The organism is Phyllobacterium sp. OV277 (genome assembly GCF_900104355.1).
Lineage (GTDB): Bacteria > Pseudomonadota > Alphaproteobacteria > Rhizobiales > Rhizobiaceae > Phyllobacterium.
Window position 1 is genome coordinate 121,674 of the sequence record NZ_FNIY01000001.1, and the last position, 19,399, is coordinate 141,072.

The following is a 19,399-nucleotide window of genomic DNA, read 5'->3' on the forward strand; positions in this document are numbered from 1 at the left end:
TATTATTCAATGATCGAAGCGACGATGCCTGCACCGACGGTGCGGCCACCTTCACGGATAGCGAAGCGGAGCTTCTCTTCCATTGCGATCGGCACGATCAGCGTCACATCAACAGAGATGTTGTCGCCGGGCATAACCATTTCCGTGCCTTCCGGCAGTGTTACTACACCCGTCACGTCGGTCGTGCGGAAGTAGAACTGCGGACGGTAGTTGGAGAAGAATGGCGTATGACGGCCACCTTCGTCCTTCGTCAGGATATAGGCTTCTGCCTTGAACTTGGTGTGCGGCTTGACCGAACCTGGCTTGGCAAGGATCTGGCCACGCTCAACGTCTTCACGTCCAACGCCGCGGATCAGCGCGCCAATGTTGTCGCCTGCCTGGCCCTGATCGAGCAGCTTGCGGAACATTTCAACGCCGGTAACTGTTGTCTTTGTCGTCGGCTTGATGCCGATGATTTCAACTTCTTCACCAACCTTGACGATACCGCGTTCAACGCGGCCCGTCACAACCGTACCACGGCCGGAGATCGAGAACACGTCTTCGATTGGCATCAGGAACGGCATGTTGATCGGACGCTCTGGCGTCGGGATGTACTTGTCAACTTCAGCCATCAGCGCGCGCACTGCGTCTTCGCCGATTTCCTTGTTGCTGTCTTCAAGCGCAGCCAAAGCCGAACCCTTGACGATCGGTACATCATCGCCAGGGAAGTCGTACTTCGACAGAAGCTCGCGGACTTCAAGCTCAACCAGTTCGAGCAGTTCAGCATCGTCAACCTGATCAACCTTGTTCAGGAACACGACGATCGCAGGAACGCCAACCTGACGGGCAAGCAGGATGTGCTCGCGGGTCTGTGGCATCGGGCCGTCAGCGGCAGACACAACCAGGATCGCGCCGTCCATCTGTGCAGCACCGGTGATCATGTTCTTCACATAGTCAGCGTGGCCGGGGCAATCAACGTGTGCATAGTGACGCGCTGGCGTCTCATACTCAACGTGTGCCGTCGAGATCGTGATGCCGCGGGCCTTTTCTTCAGGCGCTGCATCGATCTGGTCGTAAGGCTTGTACTCACCAAAATACTTCGTAATCGCTGCTGTCAACGACGTCTTGCCATGGTCAACGTGACCAATCGTGCCGATGTTGACGTGCGGCTTGTTACGTTCAAACTTGCTCTTAGCCATAGCTGTCGTTCTCTCGTCATCACAACCGGTCTAGGGCCGGTACCATGTTTGTAGCTCAGACGAGACAGCACGCCGTCCGTCAGCTCAGTCGCCCGCCCGATCAGTTACGATCAATCCGGGTTAGCTTTGTCCTGATCATGCTCGTTCATATGGGGACACATGAGCGGCGTGCAATGCTCAAGACAAAAATCGAAGAGCACCAATACACGCTCACGCGTGCACGCGGTGCTCTTGTAAATCTGGAGCGGGTAGCGGGAATCGAACCCGCATATTCAGCTTGGAAGGCTGCTGCTCTACCACTGAGCTATACCCGCACACCTTACTGTGCCGTGCATTCATGACGCACAAGGACAACAGTAACACTCATCACAGCGCACAAGCCATACCAAAACCATTTCAGGTCTTGGCGGCGTGCGCCAGGCGGGCGGTTCCGGCAGTGGTGGAGGAGGTTGGATTCGAACCAACGTAAGCCAAGCTAACGGATTTACAGTCCGTCCCCTTTAACCACTCGGGCACTCCTCCGGTCACTGCCGTGGAACCGCGCCATCAGGCACTCTGCAAACCGTCTGCCGAATTTGTTTTCCAGCGGCGGCTTGCGGGTGGCCTTATGCCGACTAGCTTTCGTGGTGTCAACAGTCTGCAGAAGAAAATGACGGACCCTGTGAAAATCAATGCTCAGGGGCGCCGGTTCATGCCGTTGCGGCGCAGAAAACCGAAACGCCTGCATTTTCGCCAATAAGCATATATCGCCGGGCGACATGAAAGGTTATAGGTTGCGCCATGAGCGAAGATAAACCATCCCACACACCCAAAGATTCCCACTATGCCACGCTGCGTCGCCAGTTCCGCGACAAGAAGGCAGGAGGCCCGCCACAAGCGCAGCGCCCCACACGGCCAGCGACGGAAGGAACACAGGCGCCGGAAGGACTGGTGCGCCTTTATGGCCTGCACACGGTGCGCGCGGCGCTGGATAACCCCAATCGCCAGATCAAGCGCATGCTTGTGACAAAAAATGCCCTCGACCGGCTGGAAATTGCCGATTCGGACGCCCTGCCCTTTGATGTCGATATTGTCGATCCGCGTGCTATCGACCGGGAGACCGGTTCGGAAGCCGTGCATCAGGGTGTGATGATCGAGGTCAAACCGCTAAAGGCCCAGTCGCTGAAGGCGCTCAAAGACAGCAAGCTCCTGTTGATTCTCGATCAGGTCACCGATCCGCACAATGTCGGTGCCATCATGCGCTCCGCCGTGGCTTTCGGTGCCGGCGCCATTGTAACGACAGCCCGTCACAGCCCGCAGGAATCGGGTGTATTGGCCAAGGCTGCCTCCGGCGCACTTGAACTCATTCCGCATATTGAGGTGCGCAATCTCGCCGAAGCGATCGACGAACTGCACGAACTTGGCTTCGCCACGATCGGGCTTGATTCGGAGGGCCCGCTGGAGCTGGAAAAAACCATGGCAGGTGATCGCATCGCTCTGGTTCTCGGTGCAGAAGGCAAAGGCCTGCGCCAAAAGACGCGTGAAACAGTGACCCACCTCGCCCGGCTCGACATGCCCGGCGCAATCAAGTCACTCAACGTTTCCAATGCGGCGGCTATATCGCTTTATGCAGCTCAGCGTTTCCTGACTGCCAAGGCCGATTAAAAAAGAATCATCGATCTGAATATTTTTCGCTGCTGCGGTGTTCATTCCACGTCAGGGCACGCACTTGAATAAGTGGTGCCCTCCTGACGGAGTGTACCGATGCTGCGAAATAATACGGAATCTTATGGGCTGGTGACGATCCTCTTCCATTGGATCATTGCCATCATCTTCATAGGGCAGATTTTGCTCGGCTATCTGATGGTTCGAACCAGCGATTTCGCGCTGCAGTTCAGCCTTTTTCAATGGCACAAGTCCTTCGGATTTCTCATTCTTGGCCTTTCAGCATTCCGGCTGCTCTGGCGAATGGCAAATCCGCGCCCGCGCGATCCGGTTGATATGAGCCGCATTGAACGTTTGGCAGCGCATATGGCGCATGGCATCCTTTATCTCGCGCTCTTCCTCATTCCATTGACTGGCTGGGCACTGGCGTCGAGTTCACCGCTGCAGATACCCACCTTTGCCTTCAATCTCGTCGTCATACCGCCGCTACCCCTGACAATATCAGATCAGGCGGAAGCATTCTGGACAGCCAGCCACGCCTGGCTTGCCTATCTCTCCGCATTCGTAGCCGCCGCCCACATATTGGCGGCCTTTCATCACCATTTCTGGAAGAAAGACGCTGTCTTGCGGCGCATACTCGGTTGGCATTCTCGCATCCGCATCACCGCACAAAAGGATATCAGATCATGAAAAACGCCAAGAAATTTGCTTCCGGCATAGCAAGGACTGCGGTGGCTTTGTTCATCGCTATAGCGCCCGCCATGGCCAATGCAGACACCCTGTCGGAGGTCGCGGGCCGCTATCAGATAGATGCCGCTTCCCGTATCGGGTTTGTTGTCGCGCAAATCGGCGGCGGCGGCATATCGGGTAACTTCAAAAAGTTCTCCGGCGTGTTTGCCCTTAACAACAGCGACATCAGCCGGTCGACCATCGAATTCACGCTCTTTCCTGAGAGCGTCAGCACTGGTCAGGCCCGCATTGAGAGTTTCCTGCGCTCCGACGCGGTTTTTGATTCGCAGAATTTTCCAAAAGTCACGTTCAAGTCGACACAAATCACCCAGACCGGCCCCAGCACGGCCAATGTCGATGGCATATTGACCGCACGCGGCAAAAGCAGCCCTGCCAGTTTCCAGGCCAGCCTTTCCACCCACGACAAGAATGCGATTGTCTTTCATGTCGAAGGTAAGGTCATGCGCTCGCGCTATGGAATGGATGTAGGCACACCAATCTATTCCAATGTTGTACAGTTCGACATGACAATCCACGGGCAGAAAAGTTAGTACAAATTACGACAATTAAAGACAATTTACGGTTTTTACTTGCTAGCGCGTTAATCATCAAATCGGGAATAGACAAAATTGGCAGAATACACTGAACGTAACAGGGGTTATCCATTGTCATATACTTTAGTATGAATTAGCTTAACCGTGTGTTGGAGGAAGATTCATGTCGCATCCGTACCGTGATTTACCTGACCACCAATATTGGCGCCGCGCGATAAGCTCGCACACCTGGGACGAAATCGATCCAATTGTTGATACACCCGTCAAACTGCAGCGAACCACCCGGGTCGCCACAGCGGGCAGCTGTTTCGCCCAGCGGATTGCGGCCTCGCTAATGGATCAGGGCTACTCCTATCTCAAGACCGAAGATCCTCCGAACGGGCAGGAAGAGAACCCGCTCTACGGGCAGTTCTCCGCCGCCTATGGCAATGTATACACGGTCTTGCAGCTCCACCAGCTGATGGGGAGAGCCTATGGGACCTTCAAACCGGAAATCAATTACTGGGTCAATTCACAGGGCCGGTATATGGATCCGTTCCGGCCTGCGGTACGGGAAGAAGGTTTTGAAACTCTGGAAGAGTTGCTCGATCTGCAAAAATCGCATCTTCGCGCCGTTCGCAGGGTTTTTGAAGAGTGCGAAGTCTTCCTTTTCACCTTCGGTCTGACCGAAGGCTGGCTGGCAAAAGGCGACAAAGCCGCTATCCCGGTTGTTCCCGGCGCCGTTGACTGCCCGGATTGGAATGATCGCTACGAGTTCCACAACGCCCGTGTCCATGAAATGAACGAGTTGTTGAATGCGTTTTTGAAGGATTTGCGGCTCGTCAATCCGACGGTCGAGGTGATCCTGACGGTTTCCCCGGTATCGATGATCGCTACCTACGAAAAGCAGCACGTCCTTCTTTCAAACACCTATACCAAATCTGCTCTCAGGGTTGTCGCCGAAGAAACGGCCAGAGACCACGATTTCGTCTCGTATTTCCCATCATTTGAAATGGTTCACGCCCACCCGTCACAAGCCCAATACTATGAAGATGATTTTCGTCTTGTTCGTTCTGAAGGCGTGGCACGCGTCATGGCAATGTTTGCAAAACATTATCTTGGCAACGACGATTCCCAGAAACCTCGGTCCAAGCCCGCTCCGCGCAGTGTCAACAAGGAATTGGCCGAAGAGACGGCACGGGAATACGCAAATGTTGCGGGCGTTCTTTGCGATGAGGAAAGACTGGCATTTTAGGAGCTGAAGTCGAATGACCGTACGCGTAGCTGTCGTTGGAAACTGTGCTGCACTTGGTATTGCGAATGCTGTTCAGGCATTATCACCCGATACTTATGTTCAACATTTCAGCGTTGCTGATATTTATGGCCTTGATCCGACACAGATCAAAGAGATGTTTGACGGGTTTGATCTCAGCTTGTCCTTCTCCGAAATTGGCAGCTATCAGGCAATTCACCAACAGGTCCTGAAGATTAACCGCTCCGTCATGTGGCCAAGCATTGTGTTTGCCGGATATCATCCGGATATCGCCTATTTTGGCATTGACGGTCGCATCGCCAGCTCCTGCCTTGGCGCATATAACTCACGCATAGTCGCACTGGGTTTTGCCCATGAGATGTCGGTGGAAGATACTGCCGAACGTTTCAACGCTTTGACTTACGGCCGCCTCGGCTATTTTGACGCCTATGATCTGGGCCGCGAAGAGTTCTTGCGCACGGCTCGCAATCACAACCTTGATCTTGAAGCAGATTTTGCAAAATGGGAGAAAACCGGCCCATTCATGTACACATCCAATCATCCCAAAATACAGGTGATTAATGATGTGGCTCGTAAACTGATCGAGGCATCCGGGCTGGAGATTACCGGGGATATGGACACGGACGCCACCGTGCCCGATTATTTTGCCAACAACATCGTTTGGCCTCTTTACCCGGAACTCGCAAAACGCATTGATAATCCGAATGGCTCATACGAGTTCAGACCGGCTGGCCATCTCCACAATCCGTCAACAGTATTGAATTTGGAAGAATTCGTTGATGGCTGTTTCAAGAAATACACGACTGACGGATTTACCCCCGCTCAGTTCAGAAACACCGGCCTTTACACCGTGCTGGGTCCGCGAATGGGCCTCGACCTGCGCCACTGACGCCTGCCTCTTGCTACGACCACATCAATCCTTGTCCCCGACCGATATCTCTGCCACGGCAGGTTGAACGGTTACCTCTTCGCTCTTTCGCGGAGCATAGCCAAGGATTTGCCGGACGCCCTTTGCTGAAAAGGGTTGAGCAAGCTGGCCAAGGAAACTCTTGGCGACACGCCCACTGATGCCGATGTCCACTGGTGAGGGGCGTGGCGGGTTAAAGTAAGTTCCGAGTATCTGGTCCCAAAGCACGAGATTCTCACCATAATTGGTGTTTCCCTCAGAGAGTTCCTTTGAGTGGTGCCAGCGATGCAGACGCGGCGTGCTCAAGAACCAGTCGAGGGGTCCGGTTCGTACATCCACATTGCAATGGGTCAAAAGACCGGTGAACGCAGTAACGGCGCTGATCCAGAGGAATACTGGCAATGGTGCACCTAGCAGATAGAGCGGTATCTGGCTGAGCACGATCTTGAACAGGGAGTCGATTACGTGGAACCGGCCCGTATTGACGACCCACAGACGCTCGACACTGTGGTGCAGCGCGTGAAACCGCCAGAGTGCAAGTTTCTCGTGAGCCAATCGATGCGCGATATAGAGCCCGAATTCCGCAATGATCAGCCCGAGAACAACCTGAATCGCCAGCGGCCAGTCGCTTGGCCATATATGCACGGATGTTGCAAGAACCGGCTGGGCAATGATGGCCACGACCATGGGGAACGATGCTCCAATGGCAGCAGCGATCTGCACAGCGCCCTTTGTCAGCATTGTATGGGCGATATCATTGAAGGTCTCGCCATCCCGTTTTAGCCATGTCTCCTCATAGGGCATGATCCGTTCGAATATGGCGATCAGGGCCACCACGGAAAAATAAACCACATTGAACCACAGCAGCGGCGATTGCGTCTGGAAGGCTACATAAGTGCCGATGAGACCGACAATGTAGAACAGCGGCCACAGCGAATAGGAAAGCGCCGCATAGAGCCATGAATTTCTGGGGATTGTCATTGGAAAATCCCCTCATTGTGGGTCATCAATCTGTATTTCATTTTCGTCGCAGTCATTATTGCTTCACGCGGTGCTAATTCAATTGGCTTGCTTTCTCGCGCCGCACAAGTGGCTTTTCACCAGAAAGGGCAGACGTCAAATTCTGGCGCGTACAGCAAGTTGGGTTTTCACTCGTTTAGATTGCAAGAACATTGCATGAAATCCTGATTATGACATTCCCAACCGGAACTTTTATTTGATTCCGCGGTTCAGTCATCGCTGGATTTCCAGCAGAGGCTTGACATTATTACCTGCTCTCCAAGTTGGTTGGTGGTCAAGCCTCTCCTATTTGGGACGTGCAAAGCGTCAACTCAAGGCCTTGGCGATAAACGGCAGACTAATGTCCATGCGATAATCCACAGCCGTATGATTATCATCGAACTCCTCATAGCGATGGCTGATGCCAAGTCGGTCAAGCGTGCGATGGATGCGGCGTGAGCCGTAAAGGATGTTGTACTGATCCTTGGTGCCGCAATCGAAATAGACCGCTTTCAGTTTCTTAAGATTATGGCCATGCGTTTCCGCCAACTGTGCCGGGTCCCAGGCCAGCCAGTTGGCCCACCGCTCCTCGATAAGTTCACAGGTTTCCAGATCGATGGGTAGACGCAATCCAAGAAACGCAGCCGGGTCAGGGTCAAATGTTGCGGCTTGAGCCAGTGTCATGATCACCAATGTGTCATTGTCACTTTTCTTCGGCTTCGCCTCGAAAGCCTTTATCCAGGCTTCGATGGACAGGTCGTGTTCGGCCAAAGCCCGCAACACACCGGGGAATTCGGCGAGATAGAGCTGTTCAAACCCCGCATCGCCGGAATGGCTCGCCGCCGCCGACCAGACGTCAGGCCGGCGCATTGCATGCACATGCGTGCCATAGCCACCGGAGCTTTTACCGAAAACCCCACGCTTGCCAAAACCACCGCAGCGAAACTGGCCTTCGACCTTCGGCAACATCTCATCAATAAGGAAATCTTCCCAATTGCCCATTGCCGCACTGTTTATGTACTGGTTGCCACCCAGACGGGTAAAACAGTCAGGGAATGCAACGACCACAGGCGGCATCTCACCAGAACCAATCAACCGGTCGAGCCGCTCCGGCACATTCTCGCCAAACCCCTTCCAGTTGGTGTGCGCAGGACCGCCAGCCGTGAAGCCAACCAGATCGACAAGCAGTGGCAGGCCCGCGCCATCATGGCCGGCAGGCACATAGACATCGACAATTCGATCGGTCGGATCGCCCAGAACATTATTGCGAAGATGCACGCTGTTGATATCAAGGCGGTGCACAGTTCCGGCCGGATGATTGGTGACACGCATGGGAAAGCCTTCGGATAATTGACAAGCGAGCCTCCGCCACAAGGACAGATTCGCGTGATCAAACGTGCTACCGGCGCAGCGCGAAGGCAAGCCTGTTTGTAACCGCTACCCGTCGCATCACGCCGCTTTACTGGCGGATCAATAAATTATCACATCAAATTTGATCGAAACCGGTGGTCCTCACAACCCATTTGGTAAGATTCCGTTAGGATTTGAGGACTAGGTGATTGGGGAAGACAAAGGACTTGCCCATGCGCCGCGTGATGATGATTGCTTTGTTGTTGCTGACAGGCTGCGCCTCAGCGCCCACTCAGACCAACAATGTTTGTGCCGTGTTCGATCAAAAGGACGGCTTTTTCAACAATTGGTATTCCTACGCCAAGGGAGCGGAAGCTCAATATGGCGTGCCGGTTCCTATTCTTATGGCAACGATCAATACGGAATCCGGCTTCCAGGCGCGCGCAAGACCCCCGCGGACCAAATTGCTTGGCTTTATTCCATGGACACGCCCATCCAGCGCATACGGTTATTCCCAGGCGCTCGACGGGACATGGGCCGAATTCCAGCGCAGCACCGGCCGTTATGGCAGCGGACGGACAAGTTTCGCCGACGCTGTCTATTTCGTCGGCTGGTACCATGCACAAAGCCACCAGAAGAATGGCATTGCGCTCAACGACCCCTACAATCTCTACGTCGCCTATTATGCCGGTCCGAAGGACTACGCACGGGGCACATGGAGAAACAAACCTGATATCGACCGGGTCGCGCGCCGTACCGCTGCTATGGCAAGCAAATATGCGGCGCAGATGCAAAGCTGCGGCATGTAGATTTACAGCGTGGATCGCGGGCACCCCGCCTCAAACATCAATCAAACGAAACGGGCGCCATGGGCGCCCGTTCTGTTTAGCGAAACAATGATGTTACGAATGACTTATGGCTTCATCGCCGTGTACGCGCCATCATGCCAGACATTGATGTCATACTTGGCATCCTTGATGTCGCCCTTCTCATCAAAAACAACAGCACCAACAACGGTGTTAACCGGCTTTCCATCCTTGAGTGCGGCGGCAACCTTCACCGCATCGTCGCTGCCGGCGCGTTCCACGCCCTGGGCGATAGCTTCAACAACAGCATAGGAGAAAAGCGTGAAACCATCAGGCGTGAAGCCACTGGCCTTGATTTTCTCGACTGCTGCCTTTGCCTCAGGACGTGCCTGCGGATTTGCCGGGAACGTGAACATCACGCCTTCGCCAGTCTTTCCTGCCACCGCCCAGAACTCAGGCGAAGCAATGGAGTCACCCATCATCAGCTGGAACTTGACGTTCTGATCTGCTGCCTGACGCAGGATGAGACCGGCTTCCGGATGATAACCGCCGAAATAAACAAAGTCTGCCTTTGCTTCCTTCAGCTTGGTAATCAGCGCCGAATAGTCCTTGTCACCAGCATTGATGCCTTCATAGAGGACTTCCTTCAGTCCGCTCTCGTTCATCTTGCCCTTCACCGCATCGGCAAGGCCTTTGCCATAGGCTCCCTTGTCATGCAGGATGACGACGCGCTTGCCCTTGTACGTCTTGGCAATCCACGGTCCGACAAATTCGCCCTGACCATCGTCACGCGTGTAAAGGCGCATGATCGTCGACCAGCCTTTTTTCGCGGCCGCCTCGGTCAGATCAGGATTGGATGATGCTGGCGTCATCATCAGCACACCGGCTTCCGCATATACAGCCGAAGCGGGAATGCTGGAGCCCGAGCATGCATGACCGTCAACAAACTTGATGCCTTCCGCAACAATGCGATTGGCAATCGATACAGCCTGTTTTGGATCGCAGACGTCATCTTCGAACACCAGTTTGATCTGGCGGCCTTTGACACCGCCCTTTTCATTGATAGCAGCGGCTGCCGCCTGTGCACCCTGTTTGAATTGATCACCGATATTGGCAAGCTGTCCGGTCATCGGACCGGCGACTGCGATTTTCAGATCGTCAGCCAAAGCTGCCGGTGCGCCCAAAGCAACACCCAGTAACGCAGCTTGCATTATTCTTTTTAACGGCATGTTTTTTCCCCTCATTTTTCTTCAATTGTCCCCAAGGACGAGCGAACCGTACTATAAGTAAAATTGAAATACCACGGCTCCCATATGATCATTTAGTAGGAAAAACGCTGCGTTGGTTAGTGAAATATTAGAATGATTTTCCGCCGTTTCGCCTATTGCCAATTTTACGGATTTTTTGTCGAAAGCTCATAATCAGTAAGTACTTCTTCGAGAACCTTGCGGGAATTCTCCGCTTCAAGCGGATTGGTACCGGCAAGTCCGGCATAGACAATCAATGCCTTCCACAATGTCCAGCCGCGCCCCCGCACCCATGTTGCCTCGTCAAGTGGCAAAGCAGCGCGAAATGCCCCTCGGCTCTCGCCGTGAAAGAACGTCCAGGCGATGGCCAGATCGCAGGACGGATCACCTACACCTGATGTGCCGAAATCAATGACTGCACTCAGCGTGCCATTCTTGACCAGAAGATTACCGAAGCTGATATCCCCATGAAACCATACAGGCGCACCGTGCCATGTTGCATCAAGCGCAGCATCCCAGGCGGCGGTGGCCGCATCGGTGTCGATCTTGCCCCGCAACGCCACAATAGCTTGCCGGGTTTGCCCGTCATAAATGGTCAAGGGCCCACCACGATAAAAATTGTGTGCGCCCGGTGCTGGACCATCCGTTGCATCGGCTCTTTGCAAGGCGGCGAGAAACGCCGCCAGATCAATAGCAAACTGTTTGAGATCGCCAATACGTTCCGGTTTGGCAACCTCCCCCTCAAGCCATTTATAAACGGACCAGTGCCAGGGATAGTTCTCGTCAGGGATTCCCATGGCCAACGGCGCCGGGATCGGCAGGGGCAAATGCGCCGCCAGCTTTGGCAGCCAGAACTGTTCCTTCTGGACTTGTTCCGCATAATCCCTGCTGCTCGGCAACCGCACCGTCATTGCATCGCCAAGATGAAACGTGCGGTTGTCCCATCCGCCATGCTCGACAGGTTTAACCGGCAGAGCAGCCCATTGCGGAAATTGCTTGGCAACCAGCCTTCTCACCAGCGTGACATCGATCACCGGCGCGCGGTCCTGTCGCTCATCCTCTGACATTGATGACCGCTCCTAATCTGGCTTGGTTTGCTTTGCCGCTTGCGAAGCCCGCCGCTTGTCCGTCAGTCCGTCGTGATCACCCATTGTTCGCTCTGGCGGATTCTCCCACCAGTCGGAACGAAGCGGCTTTCGCTCTGGATTACGGGGATAGTAGATGAGATTCTCCGGCTTTGGTGTTTCACCCACAACCAGCAAACGCACCTCTTCCTCAGTATTGTTGAGAAAGCTGTGGCAAATCCCCGTCCCTGCGGGAAAGCCGACACCATCACCGGGCTTCAATCGATGCAGTACCCCATCAATCCACACATCAGGCGTGCCGTGGATCACATAGACGAATTCTTCCTCTGCGCTTTCGGCATGCGGGAACGATGTACGCCTTCCTGGCAGCAACCGCTGATGGTGGATACCAATTCTGCCAAGCCCGAACTGCTGCCCGAATGATGCATCCACGGCGAGCAGTTCATCATCGCCCTTGTAGTGATCTTCATCCGGCCGCTCGATATCGGACCAGTGCGCGATAAAGGGCGGACGCCCTGTTGATGTCATGTCATGCCTCCCGATCAAACGAACAGCGCGACGATAGATCGTGCAATTGATGCCAGCAACATTGATCGCGGTCTTTCCGCTGGCATTTGCGTGTTTACATGGCGATTAAATAGGGATATTTATTGTCCTTAATAAAATGCCGATTGTGTTCGGCTATGGAATGAATTCATGATCCTGAAAAGCCAAGTCGAATGGGCGTTGCATTGTTGTGCCATCCTCGCAGGTCTGCCTGACGGCCGCTATCTGTCCACCAAAGCACTCGCCGAGTTCCACGGGTTACCGAAAGAATACCTCTCAAAAGCGCTACAGAGCTTATCGCAGGCAGGTCTCGTCCACACGACGCTTGGTCCGTCAGGTGGATACAGATTGGCAAAGTCTCCAGCTGAACTCAGCTTCCTCGACATTGTCGAGGCGGTAGAGGGCAAGACCAGAACCTTTGTCTGCAACAATATTCGCGCCAACAACCCTTGCCGCCCGCAAGGCTATTGTGAAAGCAGCCCATGCGCCGTTGCCCGCATCATGTGGGAGGCCGATGAAGCGTGGCGCGAGCGGTTGCGCAGTGTCAATCTGGCTCAACTGACGGAAACCCTGTCTCAGGAGATACCGTCCAAACTCTGGAAGAGTAGCTTTGAATGGGTGTTAGACCGCGCGGGGTGAAGGGGCGGCCGCAGGCAGCGCATGCTGCGCAGCGGGCATCTGGAAGAGATAACTCTGCGGCGGCATCGCCAGAGAAAGGCCGCTGGCCTCACATTGGCGATAGACCAGATCAATCACCTCATTTTTCGCGGGCGTTCTATTGGCCGGGCTAGGCACGCGAAAGAATAGCTCCGCTTCGATTGCAATCGCATCGATTGTTTTGAGGGCGACGATTGGCGGCGGGTCCTTGATGATTTGCGTGCAGCCTTGCAAGGCAACTTGCATAACGGTCTCAATAACTTGCGGCCTGTCTGTTGCGGCAATACGCACCGTCAATACCATCTGATAGGCCTCATCGGGACGGCTGAGATTGGTCAGTCCGACCTTGGCCAACACGCTGTTTGGCAGAATGATAACGTTGTGTGAGCCGGTTAAAAGATAGGTGGAGCGCCAGTTGTTTTCGGTGACGCGTCCCTCCGTGCCATCACCCAGCAAAATCCAGTCACCGATAACGAAGGGCCGTCCCAGCGTTAGCGCAATGCCGGAAAACACATCACCAAGCGTGTTCTGTAGCGCGAGACCAAAAATAATGGCAACCACGCCTGAAGTTGCGACGAGTGTACCGATAGGCACATCAAAGACGAAGGCCAAAATGGATAGGAAAACCCCGAGATAGACTGCCGCAACGATCAGATCCTGCAACAGGCGTGCTTCCTGCGGCCTCCGCTCCACAACAATATAGATACGAACAAATCCAATCATCGCCCAGGCAAGGTGTGTCCACCAGAGAATCTGCGCAGACATGGCCAGAAATGCCGCCACGCCTTGCAGGTGTTTCTCCGTGAACCGATGCGGCAGAATCCCATTGAAGCCAAGTATGGCCGTCATGACGACGAAGAAAACAATCTGGACGACAAGCCGCGCCGTCGGGCGACCGCGACCCTGCAAAAGCCAAACGATGACCCCAGCAACGCCGAAAAGGTCGATCAGAATAAGCGGCAAGGGAAGATGATCATTGAACATGGCATGTCTCATTGGCACTGCATGGCAAAACCGGGTGCAATGAACGACACCCGGTTTTCATTTCTGACTTACTTCTTGATCGGAAAGGTCAGGCCCTTTTCTTTCGTATCGACAACGAAGACCGCCAGAAGCTTGGCCGGTTTTGTCTTACTGCCATTGGCACTGACACCATGGCGATCACCCGGCATTTCCGAAAAATTCTCGCCGGCATGGTAGACTTTCACCGGACCATCATTGACCTGACTGCGGATGGAGCCTTCCAGAACGGTGGCATAGATGAAAGCTGAGGTCGGATGGGTGTGGGCCTCGGACGAACCGCCAGGCCCGTATTCGACCAGTATGCCCTTGATGCTCTTGCCGGGAACGTTCGGCAGTTCATGCTCATAGACGAGCGTGACTTTAGCGGTGTTTTCGCTTGCGGTGGCAGAGATTACCGGCGCGCCCAAAACCACGGTCGCAACAGCAAAGCCTGTGATGATTGATCTTAACATTTCAAAATCCTTTGTTTGGGTGGGATAAATGTCTTTTACGATTTCCGGCTGGTGGCAAACCACTGCTCGAACGTAATCCGGCCAAGCCGGGGATTATTGTCGGAGACCAGTGAACCTTCCTCCAGACGCGCACCAAAATAGCGAGCCTCCGGATCAGGCTGGACTTTGCGGGAATCGCCCATCGCCTTGAGGTATCGTTCGACCAGATCGCTCAGCCGCGAACGCTCCGGGCCAGCAATCTCAAGCGTCCCGTTGAGAGGTTGGGCAAGTGCGATATCGGCCATAACATCGGCAACGTCATCGGAAGCGATCGGCTGCACATAGGCCGGAGACAGATGCACTTCGTCACCCACTGTCCCGGACTGAGCGATGCCACTGAGGAATTCCATGAACTGTGTGGAATGAACAATCGTATAGGGAATGCCCGCGGCCTTGATCAGATTTTCCTGAGCCAGCTTTGCACGGAAGTAGCCGCTTTCCTGCAGACGTTCCGTGCCAACGACAGAGAGCGCGATATGGTGTCTGACCGCAGCGGATTTTTCCGCCGCAATCAGGTTACGCCCTGAAGTTTCAAAAAACTCCAGCACGGCCTTGTCTTCGAAGGATGGCGAATTGGCCAGATCAATGACGACCTGCGCCCCGGCAAGCGCTTCGTTCAGCCCCTCGCCTGTGATTGTATTGACGCCTGTGTTTGGAGATGCGGCAATCACCTCATGTCCTTGCTTGCGCAGGCGTTCAACTGTCTTAGAACCGATAAGGCCGGTTCCACCAATAATAACGATTTTCATATGACTTCTCCGTTCAAAGGGCTCTGTGCCCGCATGTATCTGTGACTGTTTGAAGGAGGCTTTAGTTCAAACCGGCTTTGTCGAGGCCATAAGCTTTGTCGGCCGAACCCGGGACAGTCTTGAACGCGACGTTGACGCGGTTCCATGCATTGATAACCATGATCGAGAAGGTCAGATCGGAAACTTCCTTTTCAGATAGCTGTCCACGTACCCGCTCATAAAGCTCATCGGGAATACCGCCCTCGGTCAAGGTCGTGAGCGCTTCAGTCCAGGCAAGAGCAGCGCGTTCACGCGGGACGAAAAGGGTCGACTCTCGCCAGATTGCAACGTGATGGAGGCGCAGTTCACTCTCTCCGTGAATTTTTGCTTCCTTGACATGCATATCGAGGCAAAACCCACAGCCATTGATCTGTGACGCCCGGATATGGATGAGATCGTGGATAGTCTGCTCGATGGCACTGTCTTTCAGGGCCATGCTGAGGTCCAAAAGCTTTTTGAACAGTTCAGGCGATTGTTGAGCATAGTTCAGGCGCGACGTCATTGCTTTCTCCATAATTAAGGACATTTAATATCCTTATGGATAATTTATATCCTTAATTTCTGGACTGTAAAGCCATTCACGTATAAGTTGCAGACATAAGGCTTATGTCGAAAAGTATGAGGGTGACGATGGACATCGTATCTGCGTTGAGAACATTCCTTCGGGTGACTGAGACCGGCTCGTTTTCAGCCGCCGCAGCAAACCTTGATTTGACGCAGCCCGCCGTGTCCCGCCAGATATCGGCGCTGGAAGCGCATCTGAACACACGCCTTCTGCATCGCACCACAACTGCAATGACGCTCACCGTCGAAGGTGAGCAGATGATCCCGATGGCATTAAGGGTTGTCGAAGCGGTTGACGCTCTCGGAGAGGCAAGCTGCACGGAGAAGTCAGCCATATCCGGGAAAGTCCGCCTCTCCCTCCCTACGCCACTCGGGCTTTATGCAAGTGACAGGCTGGCCGGGTTGATCGAACGTCATCCGAATCTTTCCGTGGAACTGATCTTGCGCGAGGAACCATCAGATTTGGTTGGGGAAGGAATTGACCTTGAAGTTCGCCTTGGTCCGGTGGCAGACGGTAACCTGATCTGTCGCAGGATCGGATGGACAACCGCCTTTCTTGTCGCAGCACCGCACTATCTAAAAGGGCGAGTGGCCCCGGAAACGCCGGGAGACATCGACGCACATGATTGCATCTCCTATAGTCGCAGCGGGGATGGACGGGTTTGGTCGTTCTCCGGTGGGGCCACTGACATTGCCGTGCCAATTGCCCCCCGCATCATTGCAAACAACTCTGTCGCGGTTCATCGCGCGGTTCTGGCTGGGGGCGGGCTTGCGGTGCTTTCCCACATCCTTGTCTCCCGTGATCTGGAAGACGGCAGACTTGTCAATGTCATGCCCGATTTTCCACCGAGCCGCCTGCCGATCTGCGTTGTCTATTCAACCCGCCGAAACATGCCCCAGCGCGTCCGGATCGCTCTTGATTTCCTCATTGAGGCCGTGCGGGAAGACCCGATGATGGCGTCTTCGTCCTCGGCAAAAGGCATGGATGAGAATTAAGAACATCATGTCCCCTTTATCTACAGATGCAATTGATTTCATTGACATTTGATACACAACTCGCACAGATTTAGCTTTGTTCTGTACGACTTGCTCTTTGAACCCGAGGACAGCGGAGCCAGTGGAATGATGCGAAGGCAATGATGGAAGATAACCCTGCACTTCATAGCCGTCATTTAGGCATGACAGCACTATTGAAATCGTATTGGATTTTCGTGTTTCTGGTTGGGCTATTTAACGTCTTTGAGTATCAGGGTTACGCGGTATTGGTAATGCTTGGCACTATCGTTTTTTCGCTGCCTGCGATGGCCGTCGTAATCGCGCTCTATTTCCTGTTCCCAAAACATTTCAATCGCCATTATCTGTACTACTGCCTAGGCATACCAATCCTCTGCATTTCGATACTCCTCTGGGGGCTTGGCAAATCCGATACAACCGTGACATGCGCTGCCATTATCGGTCTTATCTCTCTGCCGACCTGCGCGATCTATTTCATGCGGCAAGAAATCAGGCGCGCGAAGCAGAAATGAATGCAACACCGCCCAATCCATCCTGCAAGAAGGCCGTTTGAAATTCTAACTAGGAAGGTCTGCACGGCCAGCCGCCGTTGCTGCAAATGATCCTTCAATATTATCACAATCGTTCACGACTCTTCATTCTGATTGTCCATATCAACGACATTGCATCATATCGATATGCCCCCTGACCATAGATGAGTTGTGCAGGCAAATAAGCCACAAGCGCGCCTCCAGCAAACATCGCCAGTCCCTTTATTGCAATAGATCGATTCACGGTCCTGCTCCCCTTGCGAACACCTAAGCGCATTATTCACGCTTGACTCTCCACGGCAACGAGGCCCTGCTTCGGAAGATACTGACCCCTCGTGGCTGTAGACAACACCTTGTGGATTGGAAAGATTGGACACATGGCGCTGAAACGGATGGACAATATAGGAATCGTTGTCGATGACCTCGAAGAGACGATTGATTTCTTTCGCGAGCTTGGCCTCGAGCTTGAAGGACGGGCCATGATCGAAGGAGAATGGGCCGGGCGTGTCACCGGACTGGGCGATCAGCGCGTCGAGATTGCCATGATGCGTACGCCTGATGGCCACAGCCGATTGGAGCTATCCCGTTTCCTCACGCCACCTGTCATCGCAGATCATCGAAACGCCCCGGTCAATGCCTTGGGTTACCTGCGCGTCATGTTCACCGTAGATGACATTGACGACACGCTCGAAAGGCTCCGCAAGCGCGGTGCACAGGTCGTCGGCGAAGTCGTGCAGTATAAAGACGTGTATCGGCTCTGCTATATCCGCGGGCCCGGAAAACTTCTCATCGGACTCGCCCAAGAACTCAGCTAATTCGCTCAATCGGGATCTGACAGGCATTTTCTCTGAAACGATGACAATAGAACAAGCCCTGATTGTTGGGCGCATCTTGAAATCGCCATATCGAAGCATCACGTTTTCTCTGTTGTCGCTCTCCAGTGTACAACATGAGGTCCGGCAACCCTTCCCCGTTACTGCCGGGCCTCATCTTAGTTGAGCGAACCAACATTCCATCTTCCAGAAATGAAAAGCCCCACAATCCGCAGGAAAGTGGGGCTGATATAGCGCGGCCGATTTAATCGACCGAGATTACTTCTCCGGTTCGACGATCGACGGAGACTCTAATATCATCCCCTCGATAGTCGGTTCCCTCAATTATGAACCGCGACCGCGTTCTCGTAACATCGTCAACCTCGCGAAGCCCCTCCGAACGCGCGATCCGCACGGCTGTTCTCTCGCTTATGCTGCTGATGCGCCGATAAGAACGTTCCATCTGAGGTTCAACAAGCCGAACCCCGCCCGGACCAATTTCGATGGATTGTGCGTATGATGGTGCTGAAGAAACCACCATCAGAGCCGCTGCTCCTGCCATTACCAGAACCTTGTGCATTACTCTCTCCTTAACTGTTCCTGCCAAGCTGTTTGACCAATGCTTCGCAGGCACCCCACGACTGACGGTTAAGAATCCGTTTAGGGCCATTGTGAGGCGGTGGAGCTGTTCAAGGATGAATATCCAACAACAGGTAGCTGACGGGCCACACGCGTGAGCCATCCAAATATTTGCAATCTCCGGCCCTACATTGGCTGCATCGACTAAGTGTGCAGTAACTGCCCCATAAGGGAGAAAAATTACCTTTGGCTGTCGGTTTTATCGCTCTCCACGCGTCTTCCTTACAAGGACATATTCAAGAGGAGACCAACATGCTCATTATCGCAGGCCACTATTCCGTTTCACCCAAACTTCGCCAATCATACGTAGACGCTTTCGCCGATCTGGTTCACAGGGCGCGGGCTTATCCGGGTTGCATCGATTTATCAATCAGCGCTGACCCAATTGATCCATCCAGAGTAAATATGATCGAAATATGGACTTCCGACGAAGTGCTGGCGGCTTGGCGCAAGAATTGTAATCCGCCTAAGACTGGTGTCAAAATGCATGATGTCAAAGTGGAGAAGCACTATATCAGCCGGTCAGAAGCTCCATTCTGAATTTGGTACAACTCTTCATGGCGGTGAATGGCGTGGATCGAAAG

The 19,399-nt window shown here is 53.7% G+C and carries 21 protein-coding genes and 2 tRNA genes; 11 read left to right on the forward strand and 12 right to left on the reverse strand.

Features of this window, described 5'->3' with window-relative positions; genetic code table 11:
- Positions 1-2: 2 nt before the first annotated feature.
- The 3 genes from tuf to BLU05_RS00685 all read right to left on the reverse strand — a co-directional run bounded on the left by tuf (position 3) and on the right by BLU05_RS00685 (position 1,700).
- Entirely contained in the window at positions 3-1,178 is a 1,176-nt protein-coding gene (gene tuf / locus BLU05_RS00675; protein WP_091877012.1) for an elongation factor Tu, read from the reverse strand.
- 240 nt (positions 1,179-1,418) lie between these two features.
- Positions 1,419-1,492: transfer RNA gene (locus BLU05_RS00680), tRNA-Gly, on the reverse strand.
- 123 nt (positions 1,493-1,615) lie between these two features.
- Positions 1,616-1,700: transfer RNA gene (locus tag BLU05_RS00685), tRNA-Tyr, on the reverse strand.
- Between the two features lie 258 nt (positions 1,701-1,958).
- On the opposite strand from BLU05_RS00685, the gene rlmB reads away from it, so the two are divergent.
- The 5 genes from rlmB to BLU05_RS00715 all read left to right on the forward strand — a co-directional run bounded on the left by rlmB (position 1,959) and on the right by BLU05_RS00715 (position 6,246).
- Positions 1,959-2,822 (forward strand): 23S rRNA (guanosine(2251)-2'-O)-methyltransferase RlmB, encoded by an 864-nt coding sequence (gene rlmB, locus BLU05_RS00695; protein WP_091877016.1) that lies wholly within the window; start codon positions 1,959-1,961, stop codon positions 2,820-2,822.
- Between the two features lie 99 nt (positions 2,823-2,921).
- Complete coding sequence (locus BLU05_RS00700) at positions 2,922-3,512, forward strand: cytochrome b (RefSeq protein WP_091877018.1); 591 nt, start codon at positions 2,922-2,924, stop codon at positions 3,510-3,512.
- Positions 3,509-4,102 (forward strand): YceI family protein, encoded by a 594-nt coding sequence (locus BLU05_RS00705; protein ID WP_091877019.1) that lies wholly within the window; start codon positions 3,509-3,511, stop codon positions 4,100-4,102. Before BLU05_RS00700 ends, BLU05_RS00705 begins: the two co-directional genes overlap by 4 nt.
- Positions 4,103-4,268: 166 nt before the next feature.
- Positions 4,269-5,339 carry a GSCFA domain-containing protein gene (locus tag BLU05_RS00710; protein ID WP_091877021.1) on the forward strand — a complete coding sequence of 357 codons (1,071 nt, stop codon included), beginning with the start codon at positions 4,269-4,271 and terminating at the stop codon, positions 5,337-5,339.
- A 13-nt stretch (positions 5,340-5,352) separates the two neighbouring features.
- Positions 5,353-6,246, forward strand: a complete 894-nt coding sequence (locus BLU05_RS00715; protein ID WP_091877023.1) for a WcbI family polysaccharide biosynthesis putative acetyltransferase — start codon at positions 5,353-5,355, stop codon at positions 6,244-6,246.
- A gap of 24 nt (positions 6,247-6,270) precedes the next feature.
- On the opposite strand, the gene BLU05_RS00720 is transcribed toward BLU05_RS00715, so the two are convergent.
- Positions 6,271-7,245, reverse strand: a complete 975-nt coding sequence (locus tag BLU05_RS00720; RefSeq protein ID WP_091877025.1) for an ornithine lipid hydroxylase OlsE — start codon at positions 7,243-7,245, stop codon at positions 6,271-6,273.
- A 345-nt stretch (positions 7,246-7,590) separates the two neighbouring features.
- Positions 7,591-8,595 carry an alpha/beta hydrolase gene (locus BLU05_RS00725; RefSeq protein WP_091877027.1) on the reverse strand — a complete coding sequence of 335 codons (1,005 nt, stop codon included), beginning with the start codon at positions 8,593-8,595 and terminating at the stop codon, positions 7,591-7,593.
- A gap of 251 nt (positions 8,596-8,846) precedes the next feature.
- Here BLU05_RS00725 and BLU05_RS00730 point away from each other — a divergent pair, with 251 nt between their 5' ends.
- Entirely contained in the window at positions 8,847-9,422 is a 576-nt protein-coding gene (locus BLU05_RS00730; protein ID WP_091877028.1) for a transglycosylase SLT domain-containing protein, read from the forward strand.
- Between the two features lie 104 nt (positions 9,423-9,526).
- Here the strand turns inward: BLU05_RS00730 and BLU05_RS00735 are convergent, their stop codons facing one another.
- The 3 genes from BLU05_RS00735 to BLU05_RS00745 all read right to left on the reverse strand — a co-directional run bounded on the left by BLU05_RS00735 (position 9,527) and on the right by BLU05_RS00745 (position 12,279).
- Positions 9,527-10,648 carry an ABC transporter substrate-binding protein gene (locus BLU05_RS00735; RefSeq protein ID WP_091877030.1) on the reverse strand — a complete coding sequence of 374 codons (1,122 nt, stop codon included), beginning with the start codon at positions 10,646-10,648 and terminating at the stop codon, positions 9,527-9,529.
- Between the two features lie 164 nt (positions 10,649-10,812).
- A complete protein-coding gene (locus BLU05_RS00740) occupies positions 10,813-11,733 on the reverse strand; it encodes an aminoglycoside phosphotransferase family protein (protein ID WP_091877032.1) in 921 nt (306 codons plus the stop codon).
- Positions 11,734-11,745: 12 nt separating this feature from the next.
- Positions 11,746-12,279, reverse strand: a complete 534-nt coding sequence (locus BLU05_RS00745; RefSeq protein ID WP_091877034.1) for a cupin domain-containing protein — start codon at positions 12,277-12,279, stop codon at positions 11,746-11,748.
- A 168-nt stretch (positions 12,280-12,447) separates the two neighbouring features.
- Between BLU05_RS00745 and BLU05_RS00750 the strand changes: the two genes are divergently transcribed.
- The gene (locus BLU05_RS00750) at positions 12,448-12,936 is read left to right on the forward strand and encodes an RrF2 family transcriptional regulator (protein WP_091877036.1); all 489 of its coding nucleotides are present in this window, start codon (positions 12,448-12,450) and stop codon (positions 12,934-12,936) included.
- Here BLU05_RS00750 and BLU05_RS00755 read toward each other — a convergent pair.
- The 4 genes from BLU05_RS00755 to BLU05_RS00770 form a co-directional block, all read right to left on the reverse strand.
- Entirely contained in the window at positions 12,919-13,938 is a 1,020-nt protein-coding gene (locus BLU05_RS00755; protein WP_091877038.1) for a mechanosensitive ion channel family protein, read from the reverse strand. The two genes, BLU05_RS00750 and BLU05_RS00755, sit on opposite strands and share 18 nt — an antisense overlap.
- Before the next feature lie 68 nt (positions 13,939-14,006).
- Positions 14,007-14,429, reverse strand: coding sequence for a cupin domain-containing protein (locus BLU05_RS00760; RefSeq protein ID WP_091877040.1), 423 nt, complete (start codon positions 14,427-14,429; stop codon positions 14,007-14,009).
- A gap of 35 nt (positions 14,430-14,464) precedes the next feature.
- Positions 14,465-15,217, reverse strand: a complete 753-nt coding sequence (locus BLU05_RS00765) for an SDR family oxidoreductase (protein WP_091877042.1) — start codon at positions 15,215-15,217, stop codon at positions 14,465-14,467.
- A 61-nt stretch (positions 15,218-15,278) separates the two neighbouring features.
- Positions 15,279-15,758, reverse strand: a complete 480-nt coding sequence (locus tag BLU05_RS00770; protein ID WP_091877044.1) for a carboxymuconolactone decarboxylase family protein — start codon at positions 15,756-15,758, stop codon at positions 15,279-15,281.
- Positions 15,759-15,886: 128 nt separating this feature from the next.
- Between BLU05_RS00770 and BLU05_RS00775 the strand changes: the two genes are divergently transcribed.
- The 4 genes from BLU05_RS00775 to BLU05_RS00800 all read left to right on the forward strand — a co-directional run bounded on the left by BLU05_RS00775 (position 15,887) and on the right by BLU05_RS00800 (position 19,355).
- Positions 15,887-16,816 (forward strand): LysR family transcriptional regulator, encoded by a 930-nt coding sequence (locus tag BLU05_RS00775; RefSeq protein WP_091877045.1) that lies wholly within the window; start codon positions 15,887-15,889, stop codon positions 16,814-16,816.
- Positions 16,817-16,956: 140 nt separating this feature from the next.
- The gene (locus BLU05_RS00780; protein ID WP_139210354.1) at positions 16,957-17,346 is read left to right on the forward strand and encodes a hypothetical protein; all 390 of its coding nucleotides are present in this window, start codon (positions 16,957-16,959) and stop codon (positions 17,344-17,346) included.
- A gap of 395 nt (positions 17,347-17,741) precedes the next feature.
- Positions 17,742-18,179: a VOC family protein gene (locus BLU05_RS00785; RefSeq protein WP_091877049.1), complete on the forward strand. Its 438-nt coding sequence runs from the start codon at positions 17,742-17,744 to the stop codon at positions 18,177-18,179.
- An 888-nt stretch (positions 18,180-19,067) separates the two neighbouring features.
- Positions 19,068-19,355, forward strand: coding sequence for a putative quinol monooxygenase (locus BLU05_RS00800; RefSeq protein WP_091877054.1), 288 nt, complete (start codon positions 19,068-19,070; stop codon positions 19,353-19,355).
- Positions 19,356-19,399: the final 44 nt, after the last annotated feature.